This window comes from Cellulomonas sp. (genome assembly GCF_035634735.1).
Classification (GTDB): Bacteria; Actinomycetota; Actinomycetes; order Actinomycetales; family Cellulomonadaceae; genus Cellulomonas.
This window is the reverse complement of sequence record NZ_DASQCJ010000186.1, coordinates 1-17154: the sequence shown is the minus strand read 5'-3', so window position 1 is coordinate 17154 and position 17154 is coordinate 1. Positions and strand designations below refer to the sequence as shown.

13 protein-coding genes and 1 pseudogene are annotated in these 17154 nt (G+C 75.4%); 5 read left to right on the top strand and 9 right to left on the bottom strand.

Going from position 1 to position 17154, the window contains the following annotated elements; translation table 11 throughout:
- Positions 1 to 400 precede the first annotated feature (400 nt).
- Positions 401 to 649, bottom strand: coding sequence for a WhiB family transcriptional regulator (locus tag VER05_RS15235; protein WP_147794125.1), 249 nt, complete (start codon positions 647 to 649; stop codon positions 401 to 403).
- A gap of 379 nt (positions 650 to 1028) precedes the next feature.
- On the opposite strand from VER05_RS15235, the gene VER05_RS15230 reads away from it, so the two are divergent.
- Positions 1029 to 1451, top strand: a complete 423-nt coding sequence (locus tag VER05_RS15230) for a hypothetical protein (RefSeq protein WP_324846180.1) — start codon at positions 1029 to 1031, stop codon at positions 1449 to 1451.
- Positions 1452 to 1633: 182 nt separating this feature from the next.
- Here the strand turns inward: VER05_RS15230 and VER05_RS15225 are convergent, their stop codons facing one another.
- From VER05_RS15225 to VER05_RS15210, 4 genes are all read right to left on the bottom strand, one after another.
- Entirely contained in the window at positions 1634 to 4357 is a 2724-nt protein-coding gene (locus VER05_RS15225) for an FtsX-like permease family protein (RefSeq protein WP_324846179.1), read from the bottom strand.
- Positions 4358 to 4380: 23 nt separating this feature from the next.
- On the bottom strand, positions 4381 to 5166 hold the full coding sequence (locus VER05_RS15220) for an ABC transporter ATP-binding protein (protein ID WP_324846181.1): 786 nt from the start codon (positions 5164 to 5166) through the stop codon (positions 4381 to 4383).
- A 197-nt stretch (positions 5167 to 5363) separates the two neighbouring features.
- Positions 5364 to 6074 (bottom strand): response regulator transcription factor, encoded by a 711-nt coding sequence (locus VER05_RS15215; RefSeq protein ID WP_324846178.1) that lies wholly within the window; start codon positions 6072 to 6074, stop codon positions 5364 to 5366.
- A gap of 5 nt (positions 6075 to 6079) precedes the next feature.
- Positions 6080 to 7408 carry a sensor histidine kinase gene (locus VER05_RS15210; RefSeq protein ID WP_324846177.1) on the bottom strand — a complete coding sequence of 443 codons (1329 nt, stop codon included), beginning with the start codon at positions 7406 to 7408 and terminating at the stop codon, positions 6080 to 6082.
- A 155-nt stretch (positions 7409 to 7563) separates the two neighbouring features.
- Here VER05_RS15210 and VER05_RS15205 point away from each other — a divergent pair, with 155 nt between their 5' ends.
- Positions 7564 to 8256 carry a response regulator transcription factor gene (locus VER05_RS15205; RefSeq protein WP_147794118.1) on the top strand — a complete coding sequence of 231 codons (693 nt, stop codon included), beginning with the start codon at positions 7564 to 7566 and terminating at the stop codon, positions 8254 to 8256.
- 3 nt (positions 8257 to 8259) lie between these two features.
- Positions 8260 to 9585, top strand: coding sequence for an ATP-binding protein (locus VER05_RS15200; protein WP_324846176.1), 1326 nt, complete (start codon positions 8260 to 8262; stop codon positions 9583 to 9585).
- Here VER05_RS15200 and VER05_RS15195 read toward each other — a convergent pair.
- The 4 genes from VER05_RS15195 to VER05_RS15180 form a co-directional block, all read right to left on the bottom strand.
- Entirely contained in the window at positions 9545 to 10639 is a 1095-nt protein-coding gene (locus VER05_RS15195) for a LacI family DNA-binding transcriptional regulator (RefSeq protein ID WP_324846175.1), read from the bottom strand. The two genes, VER05_RS15200 and VER05_RS15195, sit on opposite strands and share 41 nt — an antisense overlap.
- Positions 10640 to 10643: 4 nt before the next feature.
- Positions 10644 to 11573 (bottom strand): sugar ABC transporter permease, encoded by a 930-nt coding sequence (locus tag VER05_RS15190; protein ID WP_324846174.1) that lies wholly within the window; start codon positions 11571 to 11573, stop codon positions 10644 to 10646.
- A gap of 18 nt (positions 11574 to 11591) precedes the next feature.
- Positions 11592 to 13190 (bottom strand): ABC transporter permease subunit, encoded by a 1599-nt coding sequence (locus tag VER05_RS15185; RefSeq protein ID WP_324846173.1) that lies wholly within the window; start codon positions 13188 to 13190, stop codon positions 11592 to 11594.
- A gap of 76 nt (positions 13191 to 13266) precedes the next feature.
- Positions 13267 to 14547 (bottom strand): sugar ABC transporter substrate-binding protein, encoded by a 1281-nt coding sequence (locus tag VER05_RS15180; RefSeq protein WP_324846172.1) that lies wholly within the window; start codon positions 14545 to 14547, stop codon positions 13267 to 13269.
- Positions 14548 to 14762: 215 nt separating this feature from the next.
- On the opposite strand from VER05_RS15180, the gene VER05_RS15175 reads away from it, so the two are divergent.
- Together VER05_RS15175 and VER05_RS15170 are read left to right on the top strand one after the other, a co-directional pair.
- Positions 14763 to 16622, top strand: a complete 1860-nt coding sequence (locus tag VER05_RS15175; RefSeq protein WP_324846171.1) for a glycoside hydrolase family 13 protein — start codon at positions 14763 to 14765, stop codon at positions 16620 to 16622.
- Positions 16623 to 16810: 188 nt separating this feature from the next.
- A pseudogene (locus VER05_RS15170) lies at positions 16811 to 17154 on the top strand (hypothetical protein); the annotation flags it as partial.

The following is a 17154-nucleotide window of genomic DNA, read 5'->3' as shown; positions in this document are numbered from 1 at the left end:
CGTGTCGACGCTGGTGACCAACGAGCTCCGCGGCTCGATCGCGTGGGCCCCGCGGGACGGCGGCGGCACGGAGGTCACGCTGCGCGCGACGCTGCGCACCCCGGGCCGGGACGCGGCGGCCACGGTCGCCTGACGCCGCGCTGCGCCGCTGCGCCTCTGCCGCTTCCTCGCCGAGATGGCAACTCTCGGCTGTGCGGGGAGCCCCTGACACAGCCGAGAGTTGCCATCTCGCCGAATCTGCATCGCTGGTCTGCGGCTGCGGCTGCGGGCGCGGGCGTCGGGAGAGGCGCGGAGTGGAGACTCGGCGAGTGCAGGCGGCGGCACGAGGGCCGGACGCGACGACGCCCGCCGTGCCCCGGAGGGAGGGGCGCGGCGGGCGTCGGTCGTGCTGCGGCGGGGGTCAGCCCGCGCGGCGCTGCCGGGCGGTGCGGCGCTTGAGGGCGCGGCGCTCGTCCTCGGACAGCCCGCCCCAGACGCCGGCGTCCTGGCCGGACTCCAGGGCCCACTTCAGGCAGGTGTCGACGACGTCGCATCGGCGGCACACGGCCTTGGCCTCCTCGATCTGCAGCAGGGCCGGGCCCGTGTTGCCGATCGGGAAGAACAGCTCCGGGTCCTCGGTCAGACACGCTGCCTGGTGACGCCAATCCATCGAAACACTCCTCAGCACAGGGGCATGCCACGACCAGGGGGCTGGGTGGCATGGGAGCACGAGCACACGTCCGACGCACGGAGAAGGCGGGGGGCGTGAGCGTCGGCGCTCGGGGGAATCGAACTGCTGAGTACAAGATTCACATGGCCGCCGGAGGGCGCACAAGGGGTTACGCGCAGGTTTCTTGCGCGTGACGACTGAGGCGTCTGTCACATCTGTGTGCACCCTGAACGCCTTGGCCGCACGGTACTCCCACCGGGTCGCCGCGCGCCAACCGGTCCGGCCGTCGGGACCAATGTCCCTGGTCGGGAACCCGCCGCCGCCGGGACCTGCGAGGACGCCCCGCGCTTTCACCCGCGGCGCGCGTAGGGTCTGCGGCGTGACCGGATCCGACACCCCCCAGCCGCCCCGCGCGGCGTCCGCGCCGGGCGCCGTCCGGCTGCTCGCCGGCCTCGTGCTGCTCCAGGCCCTCGCCGTGGCGGTGATCGCCGGGGCGCTGGTCGTGGCGCTCGTCCGCGGGACCTCGATGCCCGGGCCGGTGGTGTTCCTGGTCCTGCTCGCGGCGGGCATCGCGACGGTGCTGGGCGGCGCCGGCCGCGCGCTGCTGCAGGGCCACCGCTGGGGCCGGGCGCCGGTGATGACGGTGCAGATCCTGCTGGTCGTGCTCGCGGTCGGCTGGCTCGGCGTCGAGGTCGCCGTGTGGTCCGTGGCGGTGCTGGCGCTGGCGGTCGTGGTCGGCGGGCTGCTGGTGACCCCGACGGTGGTCGCCTGGACGACGGTCGGCGCGGGCCGCGAGGACTGACCCCCGCCCGCGCGCGTCTGCCGCGCGCCGGTCGCCGAGATAGGACCCTCGCTCCGAGATAGGGCCGCAGACGGTCCTACCTCGGCGCGGAGGTCCTATCTCGGCGGGTGTCGTCCGGATCCCCGACGCACGCGCGCCCGGCGGGGGAGGCCCCCGCCGGGCGCGCGTGCACCGGGCCGCGGTCAGTCGACCGCGAGCGCCGCCACCGGGGGCGTCCGGGCCGCCGTGCGGCCGGGCAGCGCCGAGGCGAGCACGCCCGCGACCAGCGCCACCCCGAGCACCAGGCCCAGGTCCGTCCACGGCACCCGGAGCTGCAGGTCGGCGATCCCGGCGAGCACCGCGGCCGACCCGAGCCAGCCGTAGGCCATCCCGAGCGCGACCCCGACCACCGCGCCGACCCCGGCGATGAGCGCGCCCTCGACGGCCATCGACGCCCGGAGCTGCCGGCGGGTGAGCCCGAGGGCCCGGAGCGTCGCCGACTCGCGGCGCCGCTCGATCACCGACAGCGACAGCGTGTTGGTGACGCCGATCAGCGCGATCACCACGGCCACGGCCAGCAGCCCGACGACGACCGCGAGCAGCGTGTCGATCGCCCGCTGGTACAGCGCCCGCTCGAGCGCCGCCCCCGTGATGTCGAGCGCGGAGTCCGCCGTCAGGTCCTGCACCTGCTGCACGACCTCGCCGGAGGCGTTCACGTCCGCGACCCGCAGCCACGCCGTGCTCTCGGTCCCGGGGGAGCCGAGGGCCTCGAGCGCCGACGGGGTGACCAGGACGATCCAGTCGTCCAGGGGCACGACCGCGACGGTCAGGTCGACCGTGCCCGCGCCGCCGGACCCCGCGCCGTCGCCGCCCTCGCTGCGGGCGACGGTGAGCGTGTCGCCGTCCTCGATCCCGCTGTTCGAGGCGAGCGACCGTGGCACCACGACCGTCCCATCGCCCACGGCGCCGGCCAGGTCGGCGTCGCGGAGCACGTCCGCGGCCTGGGCCGGGGTGATCCCGAGGGCGTCGACGACGGCCCCCGAGCCGCCGAGCTCGACGGTGTCCCGGGGGAGCGCGGCCACGGACTCGACGCCGGGGATGTCGGCCAGGGCGCCGACCGTGCCGGCGGGCAGCGGCTCGGGGACCGCGGTGCCGTCCTCGTCCACCGCGTACGGCGTCGAGACCGCGAGGTCGACCGGGAACCGCGTGTCCAGCTCGTCGTCCAGCGTGGCCCGGGCGGTGACGGCGCCGGTGCTCATCATCGCGACGAGCGTGACGCCGATCAGCAGCGCGGTGCTCGTGGCGGCCGTGCGCGCCGGGTTGCGGCCGGTGTTGGCGGCGGCGAGCCGCGCGGGCATCCCGAGCCGGCCGACCAGGCGGCCGATCGCGGCGACGACCTTCGGCATCCAGAACACCGCGCCGACCAGCAGGCCGACGAAGGACGCCGCGCCGCCGAGGATGGCGATGCCCACCGCGGCGACCAGGAACTGCGAGGACAGGGCGACGCCGCCGCCGAGCATCAGCGCGCCGCCGACGACCAGCACCAGGCTGACGACCAGCCGGAACCGGCCCGCGCGGCTGCCCGCGGCGGGGGCGTCGGCCGGGCGGAGGGCGGCGACGGGCGCGACGCGGGTGGCGACCCGGGCCGGCGTCAGCGCGGCCAGGACCGTGACGACCAGGCCGACGGCCAGCGGCGCGACGACGCTCGCCACGGTCGGGCGGACCACGGTCGGCACCGGGAACGGCAGGTCGGCGTTCTGCATCACCAGCAGCGCGAGCTGCACCAGCCCGGTCCCGAGCAGCGTGCCCGCCACCGAGGCCGCGAGCCCGAGCAGGCCGGCCTCCAGCAGGACGGACCCCCGGACCTGGGACCGCACGGCCCCGACGCAGCGCAGCAGGGCGAGCGTGCGGGTCCGCTGGGCCACCAGCACCTGGAACGTGTTCGCGATGACGAGGCCGGCGACGATCATCGCGACGGCGGCGAACGCGAGCACGACGACCAGGATCGGGCCGGTGCCGTCGCTGCCGGACAGGGAGCGCTCGGCGGCGGCGTCGCGGGTGAGCACGACGGGGTCGGTGCTGCCCGAGGCGGTCAGCACGCCCTCGACGGCGTCGATCACGGTCGCGGTGTCGGCGCCCGGCTCGACGGCGACCAGCAGCTGGGAGGTGGCGGCGTCGGCCAGGGTCGGCGTGGCGCCGTCCTCGCCCCAGCCCGCCCAGAGCAGCGCGTCGGCGGTCGTGGCGAGCGCGGCTCCGCCGTACTGGGCCCACGCGGCCGTCGGGTCGGTGGTCAGGCCCACGACCTCCGCGTCGGCGTCCACCTCGCGGTAGGTGCCGTCGTCCTCGCCGGGTGCCGCGGTGGCCGCGTCGGTCGCGGTCTCGTCGGCCGTGCCGGCCGTGGCCTCCGCGGTCGGGGCCGCGGTCGCGTCCTCGGCGCCCTCGGTCGCGGCGCCCTCGGCCGCCGCCCCGCCGGCCGGCTGCCACGTGTAGTACGACACCGTGACGGTGTCCCCGACGCCCACGCCGAGCCGCTCGGCCGCCCGCTCGGGCAGCGCGATCTCGCCGTCCGCGGTCGGCAGGGCGCCGGCCGTGACGTGCTGGGTGTCGAAGGCCGGGTCGCTGGCGACGGGCACCAGCGTCTGCGAGATCGCCCGGTCGCCCGCCGACATGCTGACGTACGGCACCACGATCCGGGGGTCCGCCGCCGCGACGCCGGGCGTCCCGCGCACCGCCTCGACGGTCTTCTCGGTCAGCGCGTCGCCGTTCCCGGCGTCGGCGATGACGTCGGCGGTCCCGTACGACGCGGTGAGCGAGTCGTACGAGATCCGCTGCATGACGTCACCGGCGAGCAGCGTCGCCGCGACGAACGCGGTGCCGATCGCGACCGCGACGCCCGCGGCGGTGAGCCGGCCGAGGCTGCGGCGCATCTGGGCCAGGGTGAGCCGCCACATCAGGCACCCGCCGGCACGTCGGTGACCTCGAGCTGGCGCAGCGCGTCCAGCCCGGCGAGCACGGCCTCGGGGGTCGGGTCGACGATGTCGCCCGCGATCCGCCCGTCGGCGAGCAGCACCACGCGGTCGGCGTAGGCGGCGGCCGTCGGGTCGTGCGTGACCATGATGATCGTGCGGCCGAGCTCGCGGACGGAGCGGCGCAGGAAGCTCAGCACCTCGGCGCCGGAGCGCGAGTCGAGGTTGCCGGTGGGCTCGTCGGCGAAGACGACCTCGGGCTTGGCGATCAGCGCGCGGGCGATCGCGACGCGCTGCTGCTGGCCGCCCGACAGCTCGGACGGGCGGTGCGTGAGCCGCTGCCCGAGGCCGAGCGTCGCGACCAGGGTGTCGAACCAGGCGCGGTCGGCCTTGGCGCCGGCGAGCTCGAGCGGCAGCAGGATGTTCTGCTCCGCCGTGAACATCGGCAGCAGGTTGAACGACTGGAACACGAAGCCGACCCGGTCGCGGCGGAGCCGGGTGAGCGCGTCGTCGTCGAGCGTCGTGACGTCGGTCCGCCCGAGGAACGCCGACCCGGAGGTCGCCGCGTCCAGGCCGGCGAGCACGTGCATCAGCGTCGACTTGCCGGAGCCCGAGGGACCCATGATCGCGGTGAACTCGCCGGACGCGAAGTCGACGTCCACCCCGGCCAGCGCGCGCACCTCGGCCTCGCCGCGGCCGTAGACCTTGGTCAGCCCGCGGGCGCGGACGGCGGCGTCCCGGTGCTGCGGGGCTCCGGCGTGCGGGGGGATCGGGCCGGTGCTGCCGGCGGGGGCGGGGGCGAACGGGTCCACGGCAGTGCTCCTGGGACTCGGGATCGGGACGTCCCCGACGCTACGGAGTGCACCCGCCCCGCCGCGTCCACCCCCGGTCCGGACCTCGCGTCATCCCGGGGTACGACGCCGGCGCCGCGGCGCGCGACCGGGGCCCGACCGGCCCCGCGCCCGGGTCACGCCCCGGGGACGACCAGGCCGGTCTCGTACGCCACGACGACCGCCTGCACCCGGTCCCGGGCGCCCAGCTTCGCGAGGATCCGCCCGACGTGCGTCTTCACGGTGGCCTCGGCGACGAACAGGTCCTCGCCGATCTCGGTGTTCGACCGCCCGCGGGCCATCAGCACCAGCACCTCGCGCTCGCGGTCGGTCAGCGTCGCGAGCGCGTCCGCGCCGGCGGACGCCTGCTGCTGCTCCGCGGGCAGGGCGGTGACCAGGTGCTCCAGCAGCCGCCGGGTCGACGACGGCGCGATGACCGCGTCGCCGCGGTGCACGGTGCGGATCGCGTCGAGCATGTCCTCGGGCGGCGTGTCCTTCAGCAGGAAGCCGCTGGCGCCCGCGCGGATGGCCGCGAGCACGTACTCGTCGATGTCGAACGTGGTCAGGACGATGATCCGCGGCGCGGGGTGCTCGGGCGTGCCCGAGGCGACGATCCGCTCGGTGGCGGCGAGGCCGTCGAGGTTCGGCATCCGGACGTCCATCAGCACGACGTCGACGGGGCCGAGCACCCCGGCCTGCGCGGTGCCCGCGGTGAGCGCCTGGACGGCCTGGGCGCCGTCGCCGGCCTCCAGGACCACCTCGAGGTCGGGCTGGGAGTCGATGACCAGGCGGAACCCGGCGCGCACGAGCTGCTGGTCGTCGACGAGGCCGACGCGGATGGCGGACATGGGCGTCAGCCTAGGGTGCCGGGCGCGGCGGCCCGGTCGTCGACCGGCGCGCCCGGGGGCAGCGGCAGCTCGGCGCGCACCCGGAAGCCGCCGCCGGGCCGCGGGCCGGCGCTCAGCGTGCCGCCGACCATCGTCGCGCGCTCCCGCATGCCGAGCAGCCCCTGCCCGGCGCCGTCGGAGTCCGCCGCGGCGCCCCGGCCGTCGTCGGTGATCTCCAGGACGAGCGCCGCGGGCTGCCACTGCGCGAGCACGGTGACCGTCACGTCGGGGCCGCCGTGCTTGAGCACGTTGGTCAGCGCCTCCTGGCAGATCCGGTACACGGTCAGGCCGATGCCCGGGGGCAGCCGGCGCGGGGTGCCCATGCGCACCAGCGAGGCGCGCACGCCGGAGGAGCGGACCTGCTCGACGAGGGACTCGAGGTCGTGCTCGGCGGGCTGCGGGGTGTACGGCGCGGCGCCGGTCGCCGCGCCGGTCGTCCCGCCGGCGGCGTCCGGCCCGCCCGGCCCGCCGAGCCCCGCGCCCGCGGGCGCCCCCGGCACCCGCTCCGGCTCCCGCAGCACGCCGAGCAGCCGGCGCATGTCGGCCAGCGCCGCCCGCCCCGTCTCGGCGATCGTGCCGAGCGCCCGGGTCGCCGCCTCGGGGTCGGCCGCCGCCGCGTACCGGCCGCCGTCCGCCTGCGCCACGACCACGGACAGCGAGTGGGCGACGATGTCGTGCATCTCGCGCGCGATCCGGGTGCGCTCGGCGGCGGTGGCGATCCGCGCCTGCTGGTCGCGCTCCACCTCCAGCCGCTCGGCCCGGTCGCGCAGCGCGGCGATCGTCACCCGCCGCGACCGGCGGACCAGGCCGAACGCCCAGACCGCGAGGGCCGTCACCGAGGCGAACAGCCACAGGCCGATCCCGGAGATCGCCAGCTCGGTGGCGGTGCCGGTCCAGGACTGGAGCAGCAGCCCGGAGACCATGAACAGGTTGCCGACCAGCGCCGAGCCCATCGCGGTGAGGTGCGCCCACCGCGGCCCGTGCACGGTGATCGAGTACAGGGCGACGAGCACCGCCACGTCCGCGGGCATGAGCAGCGGGATGCCGAGCAGCAGGTGCACCAGGCCGAACGCGTACACCGCGATCACCGAGGCCACCGGGTTGCGGCGCCGCCACGCGAGCGGCGCCCACATCAGCGCCGACAGCGCGGCACCGCCGAACGTCGACGCCCCCCAGGCGTGGCCCATCGACGCCCCGAGGGGGACGACGACGAGGCCCGTCAGCACCATCAGGCTGAGGTCGATCCCGAGCTGGTGGCGTTCCTCCCACCGCGTGAGGCGTTCCCACCACGTCATCGCGCCAGCGTAGGTCGGCGCCCGGCCCGGGTCGTGCCCCCGGGGGCGGACCGAGGTCCCGGTCGGCGTCCGACCACGGTGGGACGGGCGGACTTCACCGAAGCGATACCCCGGTGAGCGGTGTCGTGGACCGTTCTTTGACCTAACATGGCGGAATGACGCAGGTGCTGCTGGCGGAGGACGATCCCGCGATTGCCGAGCCTTTGGCGCGGGCGCTGGGCCGGGAGGGCTACGACGTCCGGGTCCAGGGCACGGGCCAGGGGGCCATCGACCGCGCGAGCGAGGCCGACCTCGTCGTGCTGGACCTCGGGCTGCCGGACATGGACGGGCTCGACGTGGCCCGCGCGATCCGGAACCAGGGCCTGACCACGCCGGTGCTGGTGCTGACAGCCCGCGCGGACGAGGTCGACCTGGTCGTCGGGCTCGACGCCGGCGCCGACGACTACGTGACCAAGCCGTTCCGGCTGGCCGAGCTGCTCGCCCGCGTGCGGGCCCTGCTCCGGCGCACGGGCGGCGACACGCCGGACGAGGACGAGCTGCGCAGCCAGGACGTCCGCGTGGACGTCGCGGCGCACCGCGCGTTCCAGGCCGAGCGCGAGCTGCACCTCACCGCCAAGGAGTTCGACCTGCTCCGCGTGCTGGTCGGCGCGGCGGGCACCGTCGTCGCCCGCGAGACGCTCATGCGCGAGGTGTGGGGCTCCGACCCGACCGGCTCCACCAAGACCCTCGACATGCACGTGTCCTGGCTGCGCCGCAAGCTCGGCGACGACGCGAGCGCGCCCCGGTACATCAGCACCGTGCGGGGGATGGGCTTCCGGTTCGAGTCCGGCGAGGGCAACCGGGGCTGACCCGTGCGCCGCCGCGTCCTCCAGGCCACCATCGCGGCCGTCACGGTGGCGGTCGTCCTGCTCGGGTTCCCGCTCGCCTTCCTCGGCGCGCAGTACGTCCGGGACAACGAGATCGGGTCGCTCGAGACCCGCGCGTCCGACCTGGCGCGCCAGATCGACAGCCGCGTCCAGGAGGGCACCCCGCTCTCCGACACCATGCTCGAGCCGTACGTCGAGCGCGGCGGCGGCGTCGCGGTGAGCATCTTCGTCGTCACGACCGACGGCGCCCGCTACCAGGCGGGCCCGGACGTGCCCGAGCGCGCCATCACGATCACCGAGACGTCGACCACCGGCGCCCGGATCACCATGTACGCCCCGTGGTGGGACGTGTTCCTCATGAGCGCGCAGATCATGGGGCTGGTCGTGGCGGCCGCGATCGTCGCGTTCGCCGCGGGCATCGCCATGGCCATCTGGCAGGCGAACCGGCTCGCCGCCCCGCTCGTCTACCTCGCGGCGTCCGCGGAGCAGCTCGGCTCCGGGCAGGTGCGCCCCCAGCTGGAGCCCTCCGGCGTCGAGGAGATCGACCTGGTGGCGGCCGAGCTCGCGCGCAGCGCCGACCGGATGGCGGGCCGGCTCGCCGCCGAGCGGCAGTTCGCGTCCGACGCGTCCCACCAGCTCCGCACCCCGCTGACCGCGCTGACCATGCGGCTCGAGGAGATCATGCTGGCGTCCGACGACCCGGCCGTGCGCGAGGAGGCGCGGATCTCGCTGGAGCAGGTCGAGCGGCTGGTCACGGTCGTCGACGACCTGCTGACCCGGTCGCGGCGCGCGCAGGGCGGCACCACGGAGGCGATCCGGCTGGGCGACGTCGTGCACCAGCAGGAGGAGGAGTGGCGGCCGACCTTCGAGGCCGAGGGCCGCCGGCTCGTCATCGAGGTCGACCCCAAGGCCCAGGTGCTCGCCACCCCCGGCGCGCTGGCGCAGGTGCTGGCGACGCTGATCGAGAACTCGCTGCGGCACGGCGGCGGCACGACCACCGTCCGGTCCCGGGCGGGCGCCGCGCGCTCGGTCGTGGTCGAGGTGGCGGACGAGGGCGACGGCGTCCCGGACGACCTGGCGCCGCGGATCTTCGAGCGCGAGGTCACCTCCGGCAAGGGCACCGGGCTCGGCCTGTCCCTGGCGCGGGACCTGGCGTCGGCCGACGGCGCCCGGCTCGAGCTCGCGCAGCGGCGCCCGGCGGTGTTCGCGCTGTTCCTCGCGGGGGTGCCGGCGGCGATGGCCCCGGACGTGGTGCTGCCGCGGGGGTCGGTCATCTCGCCGCGCTCGGAGCGGGCGCGCCGGCGGCGCTGACGCGTCCCGACCGGGGCGGGGCTGCGCCCACGACCCCGCGCGGCGGCGGCCCCGTCGAGCCGCGGACGACCAGCTCCGGCTCGACCAGGATCTCCGCGCGCGTCACCCGCTCGCCGCGCATCTCGGACACGAGCATCGCGACCGCCAGCCGCGCGAGGTCGGCCACCGGCTGGCGCACCGTGGTGAGCGGCGGGTCCGCGAACGCCATGAACGGGGAGTCGTCGTAGCCGACCACCGACACGTCCTCGGGCACCCGCAGGCCCCGGTCCCGCGCCGCCCGGATCGCGCCGAGCGCCATCGGGTCGGACGCGCACACCAGCGCGGTGCGGCCGGCCGCCAGCAGCTCGGCGGCCGCGGCCCGGCCGCCCTCGACCGAGTAGAGGTGGCTCACCACGTGCCGCGCGGCGCCGGAGCCCGCCAGCCCGGCGGCGACCAGCGCGGACTCGAACCCGGCCCGCTTGCGCCGCGACGGCACGAACCGGTCCGGCCCGACGGCCAGGCCCACGCGCCGGTGGCCGAGCGCGGCGAGGTGGCGCACCGCGAGCCGGGCGGCGGCGACCTCGTCGGTCGAGACCTGCGGCGCGTCGACCTCCGGGGCGTGCCCGCCGACGAGGACGATCGGCAGGCCCCGCTCGCGCAGGCGCCGGTACCGACCGCGGCCCGCGGTGGCGTCGGCGTGCATCCCGGAGACGAACACGATCCCGTCGACGTCGTGGGCGACGAGCGTCGCGATGTACTCGTCCTCCGTCGTGCCGCCCGGGGACTGCGTGCACAGCAGCGGCGTGCACCCGGCCTGGGCCAGCAGCGACTCGACCGCCTGCGCGAGCGCGGGGAACACCGGGTTCGTGAGCTCCGGGACGACCAGCCCGACGAGGCCCTGCCGCCGGTTCCGCGCGGGCGGCCGGGCGTACCCGAGCAGGTCGAGCGCCCGGTGCACCGCCTGCCGCGTCTCCGGCGTGACGACGTCCTTGCCGTTGAGCACCCGCGAGACCGTCGCGGTGGAGACCCCGGCCTGCGCGGCGACGTCGGCCAGCCGGGGGCGGTCCGGCACCACGGCGTCAGCCCTTCACGGCGCCGCTGGTCGCGTCGCCGACGATGTACCGCTGCAGGTACTGGAACAGCAGGATCACGGGGATCATCGTCAGCACCGCCCCGGCCGCGAAGACGCCGAGGTTCGCCGAGCGGTCGTTCTCCAGGAGCCCGAACAGGCCGACCGCCAGCGTCTTCGACCGCGGGTCGGTGAGGAACAGCGACCCGATGAGGAACTCCGAGATCACGCCGACGAAGCCGAGGAGCGTCGTGGTGGCGATGATCGGCCGCATGATCGGGAGCATGATCCGGGCGAACACCGTGAAGTGCCCGGCGCCGTCGATGCGGGCGGCCTCGTCCAGCGACCGCGGCACGGTGTCGAGCGTCCCCTTGATCAGCCACACCTGGCCGAGCGCGCCGCCGGTCATCGCCAGGCAGTACCCGGCGACGGTCGACAGCCCCAGCTGCGGGATGATCCGCCCGAGGTCCGAGAACATCGAGTAGATCGCGATCATCGCGAGGACGTTCGGGAACATCATGATGAGCATGAGCGTCAGCAGGCCGCCCCGCCGGCCGCGGAACCGCAGCCGGCTGAACGCGTAGGCCGCCAGCACCGAGCACGAGATCTGCACCGTCGCCGCGACCGTGCACAGGATCAGGGTGTTCACGTACCAGCGGCCGAACGGCCCGATCGAGCCGTCGAACAGCGACCGGTAGTGCACCAGCGAGACGCCGTTCACGGGGAGGATCCGCGTGCTCGCCACCGACCCGAGCGGGTTCAGCGAGGCGGACAGCACGTACACGATCGGGAACGCGGCGAACACCAGCGCGACCACGGCGACGGCGTACCGCCAGCCGACTTCGCGGAGGCGGCGCCGGAGCGGGACCCGCCGGTCGGCGGCCGGCGTCGGCCGGTCGTCCGTCCGGTCGTCCCGGGCGGTGGGGGTAGCAGCAGGCATGTCCGGTCCTTCCCGCCCTCAGGCGATGTCCTCGAGCCGCCGGGTGAGGCGGAACTGGAATGCGGCCAGGACGCCGGTCAGCACGAAGAGCGCGACCGACACCGCGGAGGCGAACCCGTAGTCGGCGCCGCTGCCGCCGAACGCGATCCGGTAGATCATCGAGATGAGGATGTCCGTCGACCCCCGCGTGAACTCCCCGGGGGCGAACGGCCCGCCCTGGGTGAGCAGCTGGATCATGTTGAAGTTGTTGAAGTTGAAGGCGAAGGACGCGACGAGCAGGGGCGCGACGGCGACCAGGAGCAGCGGGGTCGTGATCCGCACCGTGCTCTGCAGGGCGTTCGCCCCGTCGATGCGCGCCGCCTCCTTCACGTCCTCCGGGATCGACTGCAGGGCGCCCGTGCACACCACGAACATGTACGGGAAGCCGAGCCACAGGTTGGTGAGCAGCACCGCGACCTTGGCGAGCGTCGGGTCGCCGAGCCAGTTGAGGTGCGTCCCGAGGAACTCGTTGATCAGCCCGAAGTCGCGGTTGTAGAAGTTCGACCAGATGAGGATCGAGATGAACCCGGGGACGGCGTAGGGCAGCAGCAGGAACGAGCGCATCGTCCGGCGCAGGTGCAGCCGCGGGTCGTTCAGGGTCAGCGCGAGGAACAGCCCGAGCGTGAACGTCAGCAGCACCGAGCCGAACGCGAACACCAGGGTCCAGATCAGCGCGTCGACGAACTGCTTGGCGATGTTGCCGTCCGTGAACAGGCGCTGGTAGTTGTCCAGGCCGATGTGCTGCAGCCAGCTCTGGCTGAACGCCCGGTTGCCGGCGGCGTCGACGAAGTACTCGGAGCTGCCGACCGTCCCGACCGTGTAGGTGGCGCCGGTGTCCAGGTCGACGATCGTGTCGGTCTCCTCGTCGTACCGCAGCGAGGCGCGCCCCTGGAACGCCGTGCCGACGCCCTGCACCTTGATCGCCGAGGTGTCGTCGACCGCGACCGTCGTCTCCTGGATGAGCGCGAAGGCCGCGTTGATCTGCGCCGGGGTCAGCACGGTGTACCCGTCGACCGCCGTGACGCGACCGTCGGCCACGGTGGCGCCGCCGGGGTGCTCGGCGAGGGGCTCGTCGGCGGAGCCGTGCAGCACGGGGCCGTCCGGGTCGGCCTGGTCGACCAGGAAGAACGTGAACGGCCCGGCCTCCGGGTCGCCGTGGGTGGCCACCGTGAGCGCGTAGGTCGGCGAGTCCTCGGTGAGCCGCACCGAGTTGCCGACGATCGACCGGATCGCGGCCTCCTTGGTGCCGCGGGTGCCGTCGCCGAAGTTGGTCAGCGAGTAGTTGACCGTCATCAGCACCGGCACGATGAGCAGCAGGCAGAGGAAGAACGACCCCGGGAACAGGTACTTGGCCGGGACGAGGTGCCGGGTCGAGTAGATCGTGAAGACCGCGGCGACGGTGACGAGGACGACCGCGAGCCACAGCCACATCTCGAACCGGATCAGGAGGGGGACCAGGTAGATCCCCACGGACAGCACCGTGCCGAGCAGGCCGATCTTCGCGATCAGGGCCGGCACCGAGGTGCTCCGGCCGGCGCGCGCGTGCGGGGCGCGCCGGGTCGTCTGCTGCTCCGCCATGGCGGACCGCCTTTCGACGTGTCGGTCCGGGGCGCGCGGCGGGTCGGGGCCGGCCGGCCCGCCGCGCGCGCCGGGGTCAGGAGGTGGCGGAGCGGATCTCGTCGGCGGCCTTGGTGAACGTCGACCGCGGGTCGGCGCCCTCGACCACCGCGGCCTGGGACTGGCCGAGCGGGCCCCAGACGGCCGACATCTCGGGGATCGCGGGCATCGGGTCGGCGGCCTCGGCGAGCTCGCCGATCGTGACCATGGCCGGGTAGTCGTCCTGCAGCTCCGCCATCAGCGACTTCTGGGTGGGCGGCATCTGGTTCGACTCGAACATGCCCCGGACCAGGTCGGTCGAGGACGCGGCGTCGGCGACGAACTGCTGCGCGAACGCCGGGTTCCGGCCGTTCGCGGCGAGGTAGAAGTTGTTCACGGTCGCGAACGGCCGCGCCTCCTCGAGCCCCGCGAACCCGGGGATCCGGCCCAGCACGTAGTCGATGCCGGCCTCCTCGACCTGGTCGATCGCCCACGGACCGCTGACCAGGTACGCGCAGTCGCCCTCGGCGAACAGCGGGATCGAGTTGGTGCCGTCGATCGACGTGCGCAGGACGCCCTGCTCGCCGAGCGCGCCGATCCGCTCGGCGGCGACCAGGCCGCCCTCGGAGTCGATGCCGACGTCGGCGGGGTCGAGCGTGCCGTCGGCGTTCCGGCCGAACACGTAGCCGCCACCCGCGGTGAACAGCGGCTGCAGGTGGTAGGCGTCGCCCTGCAGCCCGACCTGCAGGCACAGCGGGTTCTGCGCGCCGCCCGCGCGCCCGGCCTCGACCAGCTCCTCGATCGTCGCGGGTTCCGGCACCGCGGTCAGGGCGGTGTTGGCGAACAGCCCGAGCGTCTCGACGCCGTACGGCACCCCGAACGTCTGCCCCTCGTAGGTGACGGCGTCGAGCGCGGTCTCCGAGAAGTCGGAGGTGTCGGGGATCGCGACCGGGGTGATCGCGGAGTTCTGCACGAGCGCGCCGATCCAGTCGTGCGCGCCGAGCAGGACGTCCGGCCCGTTCGAGGCCTGGTCGGCCGTGATGTACAGGTCCCGGAGGTCGCCCGAGACCGACTGCACCGCGACGGTGATGCCGTTCGCCCGCGCCCACTCCTCCGCGGGCCCCTGGAGCGCCTTGGCCTTCACGTCGTCCGCCCAGATGACGAGGTCGGCGTCCGCGCGCTCGGGGGCGGCGTCCTCGTCCTCCTCGGCGGCGGCGGTGTCGTCCGCCGGGGTCTCGTCCGGCGTGCCGGAGCCGTCGTCGCCGCCGCACGCGGTCAGCAGGGCGATCGTCGCGCCGAGGGCCACCAGGCCCCGGACGGTCGTGTGTCTGATCCGCACCGCATTCTCCTTCGAACCGGTCGGGGAGCCCCGTTGCTCCCTCGTCGGCGTCAGGTTAGGAGCCTGCAACCGGCGTGCATGGGACTGAAATCCCTTGCAGGTGCTACTCATGAGTAGCGGGCCCGGTCGCGGTGCGGCGCCGGTGCGTGGCGCCGTGACCGGCAGGATCGCCGGTTACCAGGACGACCGCGACGAGCCCGAGGACGTGCACGCCCGTGACGACACCCCACCTGCTGGACCAGCCGCACCACGACGGCTCCGCCCTGTACGCCGATCCCGGTACGCCGTCGCTCGGGGACGTGGTCCCGGTCCGGCTGCGCGTCCCGGCGGCGACGCCGGAGCGCGCCGTCGGGCTGCGGGCCGTCCACGACGCGGAGCCCGCGTGGTTCCCCGCCCGCCTCGACCGGGCCGACGCGCACGAGCGCTGGTACGTGGCCGAGCTGCCCGTGCACAACCCGGTGACGACGTACCGCTGGCTGCTCGACGAACCGGGCGGCCACCGCTGGGTGACCGGCACGGGGGCGGTCGCGCGGGACGTGTCGGACGCGGCCGACTTCCGGCTCAGCACGCACGCCCCGCCGCCGCCGTGGACGGCCGACGCCGTGGTCTACCAGGTGTTCCCGGACCGGTTCGCGCGGTCCCGGGCCGCGGACGGCCGGGCCCTGCCCGCCTGGGCGGAGCCGGCCGCCTGGGACGACGACCCGGAGGGCCACGGGCCGAGCACGCCGGTGCAGCTGTTCGGCGGGGACCTCGCCGGCGTCGAGGAGCACCTGGACCACGTGCAGCGGCTCGGCGCGAACACGCTCTACCTCACGCCGTTCTTCCCGTCGGCGTCGAACCACCGGTACGACGCGAGCACGTTCGACCGGGTGGACCCGCTGCTCGGCGGCGACGAGGCGCTGGCGTCGCTGACGGCGGCGGTGCACCGGCGCGGCATGCGGGTGCTCGGCGACCTGACCACGAACCACACCGGCTCGGGGCACGAGTGGTTCCGGCGGGCGCAGGCGGACCCCACGTCGCCCGAACGGGACCTGTACTACTGGCGGGAGCACGGGGGACTGCCGTACGTGTCCTGGCTCGGCGTGCCGACGCTGCCCAAGCTGAACTGGGGCTCGGGCGAGACGTGGGCGCGGATGGTCGACGGGCCGGCGTCCGCGGTCGGCCGGTGGCTGCGGGAGCCGTACGCGCTGGACGGCTGGCGGGTGGACGTCGCGAACATGACCGGCCGGTTCGGCGCCGACGACTTCGGCCGCGAGGTGGCGCGCCGCGCGCGGGCGACCGTGCTCGCCGCGAACCCCGACGGCCTGCTCGTCTCCGAGCACTTCCACGACGCCGCGGACGACCTCGCCGGCGACGGGTGGATGTCGAACATGAACTACAGCGCGTTCACCCGGCCGCTGTGGTCCTGGGTGGTCGAGCCGGGCACCGGGCTGGACTTCCTCGGGGTGCCGACCACGGTGCCGCGCCGGCCCGCGTCGGCGATGGTCGCCACCATGCGCGAGCTCGACGCGCGGTACGCCTGGGCCACGAAGGCCCGGCTGTGGAACCTGCTCGGCTCGCACGACACCGCCCGGATCCGCACCGTCACCGGCGACCCCGCGGTGGTCGAGGTGGCCGCCGCGCTGCTGTTCGCCTACCCCGGCGTGCCTGCGGTCTTCATGGGCGACGAGGGCGGCTTCACCGGCGACAACGGCGAGAGCGGCCGGCGCACCATGCCGTGGGACCAGGTCGCGGCCGGGGGCGGCCCGCGCTGGGACGGCCGGACGTTCGAGGCGTACCGCGGCCTGATCGCGGCGCGGCGGGCCAGCCGCGCGCTGCGGGACGGCGGGCTGCGCTGGGCGGTGGTCGACGACGACGCGGTCGCGTTCCTGCGCGAGACCGAGGACGAGCGCGTGCTGGTCGTCGTGGCGCGCGCGCCGTGGGCGGGCGCGCGGCTGCCGCGGCACCTGACCGCGGACGCGCCGGAGCTGCTGGCGGGCGGTCGGCTCGGGGCGACCGCCGGGGTGACGCTGGAGGACGACGCGCTGCTCGTCTCCGGCGCCGGCCCGGCGGTCGGCGTGTGGCGGCTCGCGTAGCTCGGCCGCCGAGGTCGCCGGTTCCGCCCGAGGTCGTCGGTTGCGCACCCCCGCTAGCGGCCGGAAGCCACGACCTCGGCCCCCGGGTGCGCGCTCACCCCCCGCGGGTGGGGGAGGGCCGCGACGCGCGGCGCTAGCCTCGCCGCGAGGGGCGCCTCCCGCCGCGGGCGCCCGAGGGGGTGGGCCCGATGGCCGAGCAGCGTCCCGCGTCGGGCACGGCGGCGGACCTCACCGCGCGGATCGCCGCGCTGGAGGCGGAGAACGCGCAGCTGCGGGCCGCCGCGACCGCGCGCGCCGCCGCCGACGCGGCCGCCGGGCCGTCGACCGGCGGTGGCGCCGCCGCCCCGCCCGCGCCGCCCCGGCAGCGGCACCGGACCCGGGCCGCGGCGGCGGTCGTGCTCATCGTGCTCGGCGCCCTGCTCGCCCCGGTGGCCGTGGTCGCCGTGTGGGCGAAGGACCTGGTCACCGACACCGACCGTTACCTCGCCACGGTCGGCCCGCTGGTCGACGACCCGCAGATCCAGGGCGCCGT

Bases quoted from the DNA above. Each gene is read 5' to 3' on its own strand.
- VER05_RS15185 (WP_324846173.1), bottom strand. From the start codon at position 13,190: ATGGCGGAGCAGCAGACGACCCGGCGCGCCCCGCACGCGCGCGCCGGC.
- VER05_RS15205 (WP_147794118.1), top strand. From the start codon at position 7,564: ATGACGCAGGTGCTGCTGGCGGAGGACGATCCCGCGATTGCCGAGCCT.
- VER05_RS15235 (WP_147794125.1), bottom strand. From the start codon at position 649: ATGGATTGGCGTCACCAGGCAGCGTGTCTGACCGAGGACCCGGAGCTG.
- VER05_RS15190 (WP_324846174.1), bottom strand. From the start codon at position 11,573: ATGCCTGCTGCTACCCCCACCGCCCGGGACGACCGGACGGACGACCGG.
- VER05_RS15210 (WP_324846177.1), bottom strand. From the start codon at position 7,408: ATGACGTGGTGGGAACGCCTCACGCGGTGGGAGGAACGCCACCAGCTC.
- VER05_RS15225 (WP_324846179.1), bottom strand. From the start codon at position 4,357: ATGCGCCGCAGCCTCGGCCGGCTCACCGCCGCGGGCGTCGCGGTCGCG.
- VER05_RS15215 (WP_324846178.1), bottom strand. From the start codon at position 6,074: ATGTCCGCCATCCGCGTCGGCCTCGTCGACGACCAGCAGCTCGTGCGC.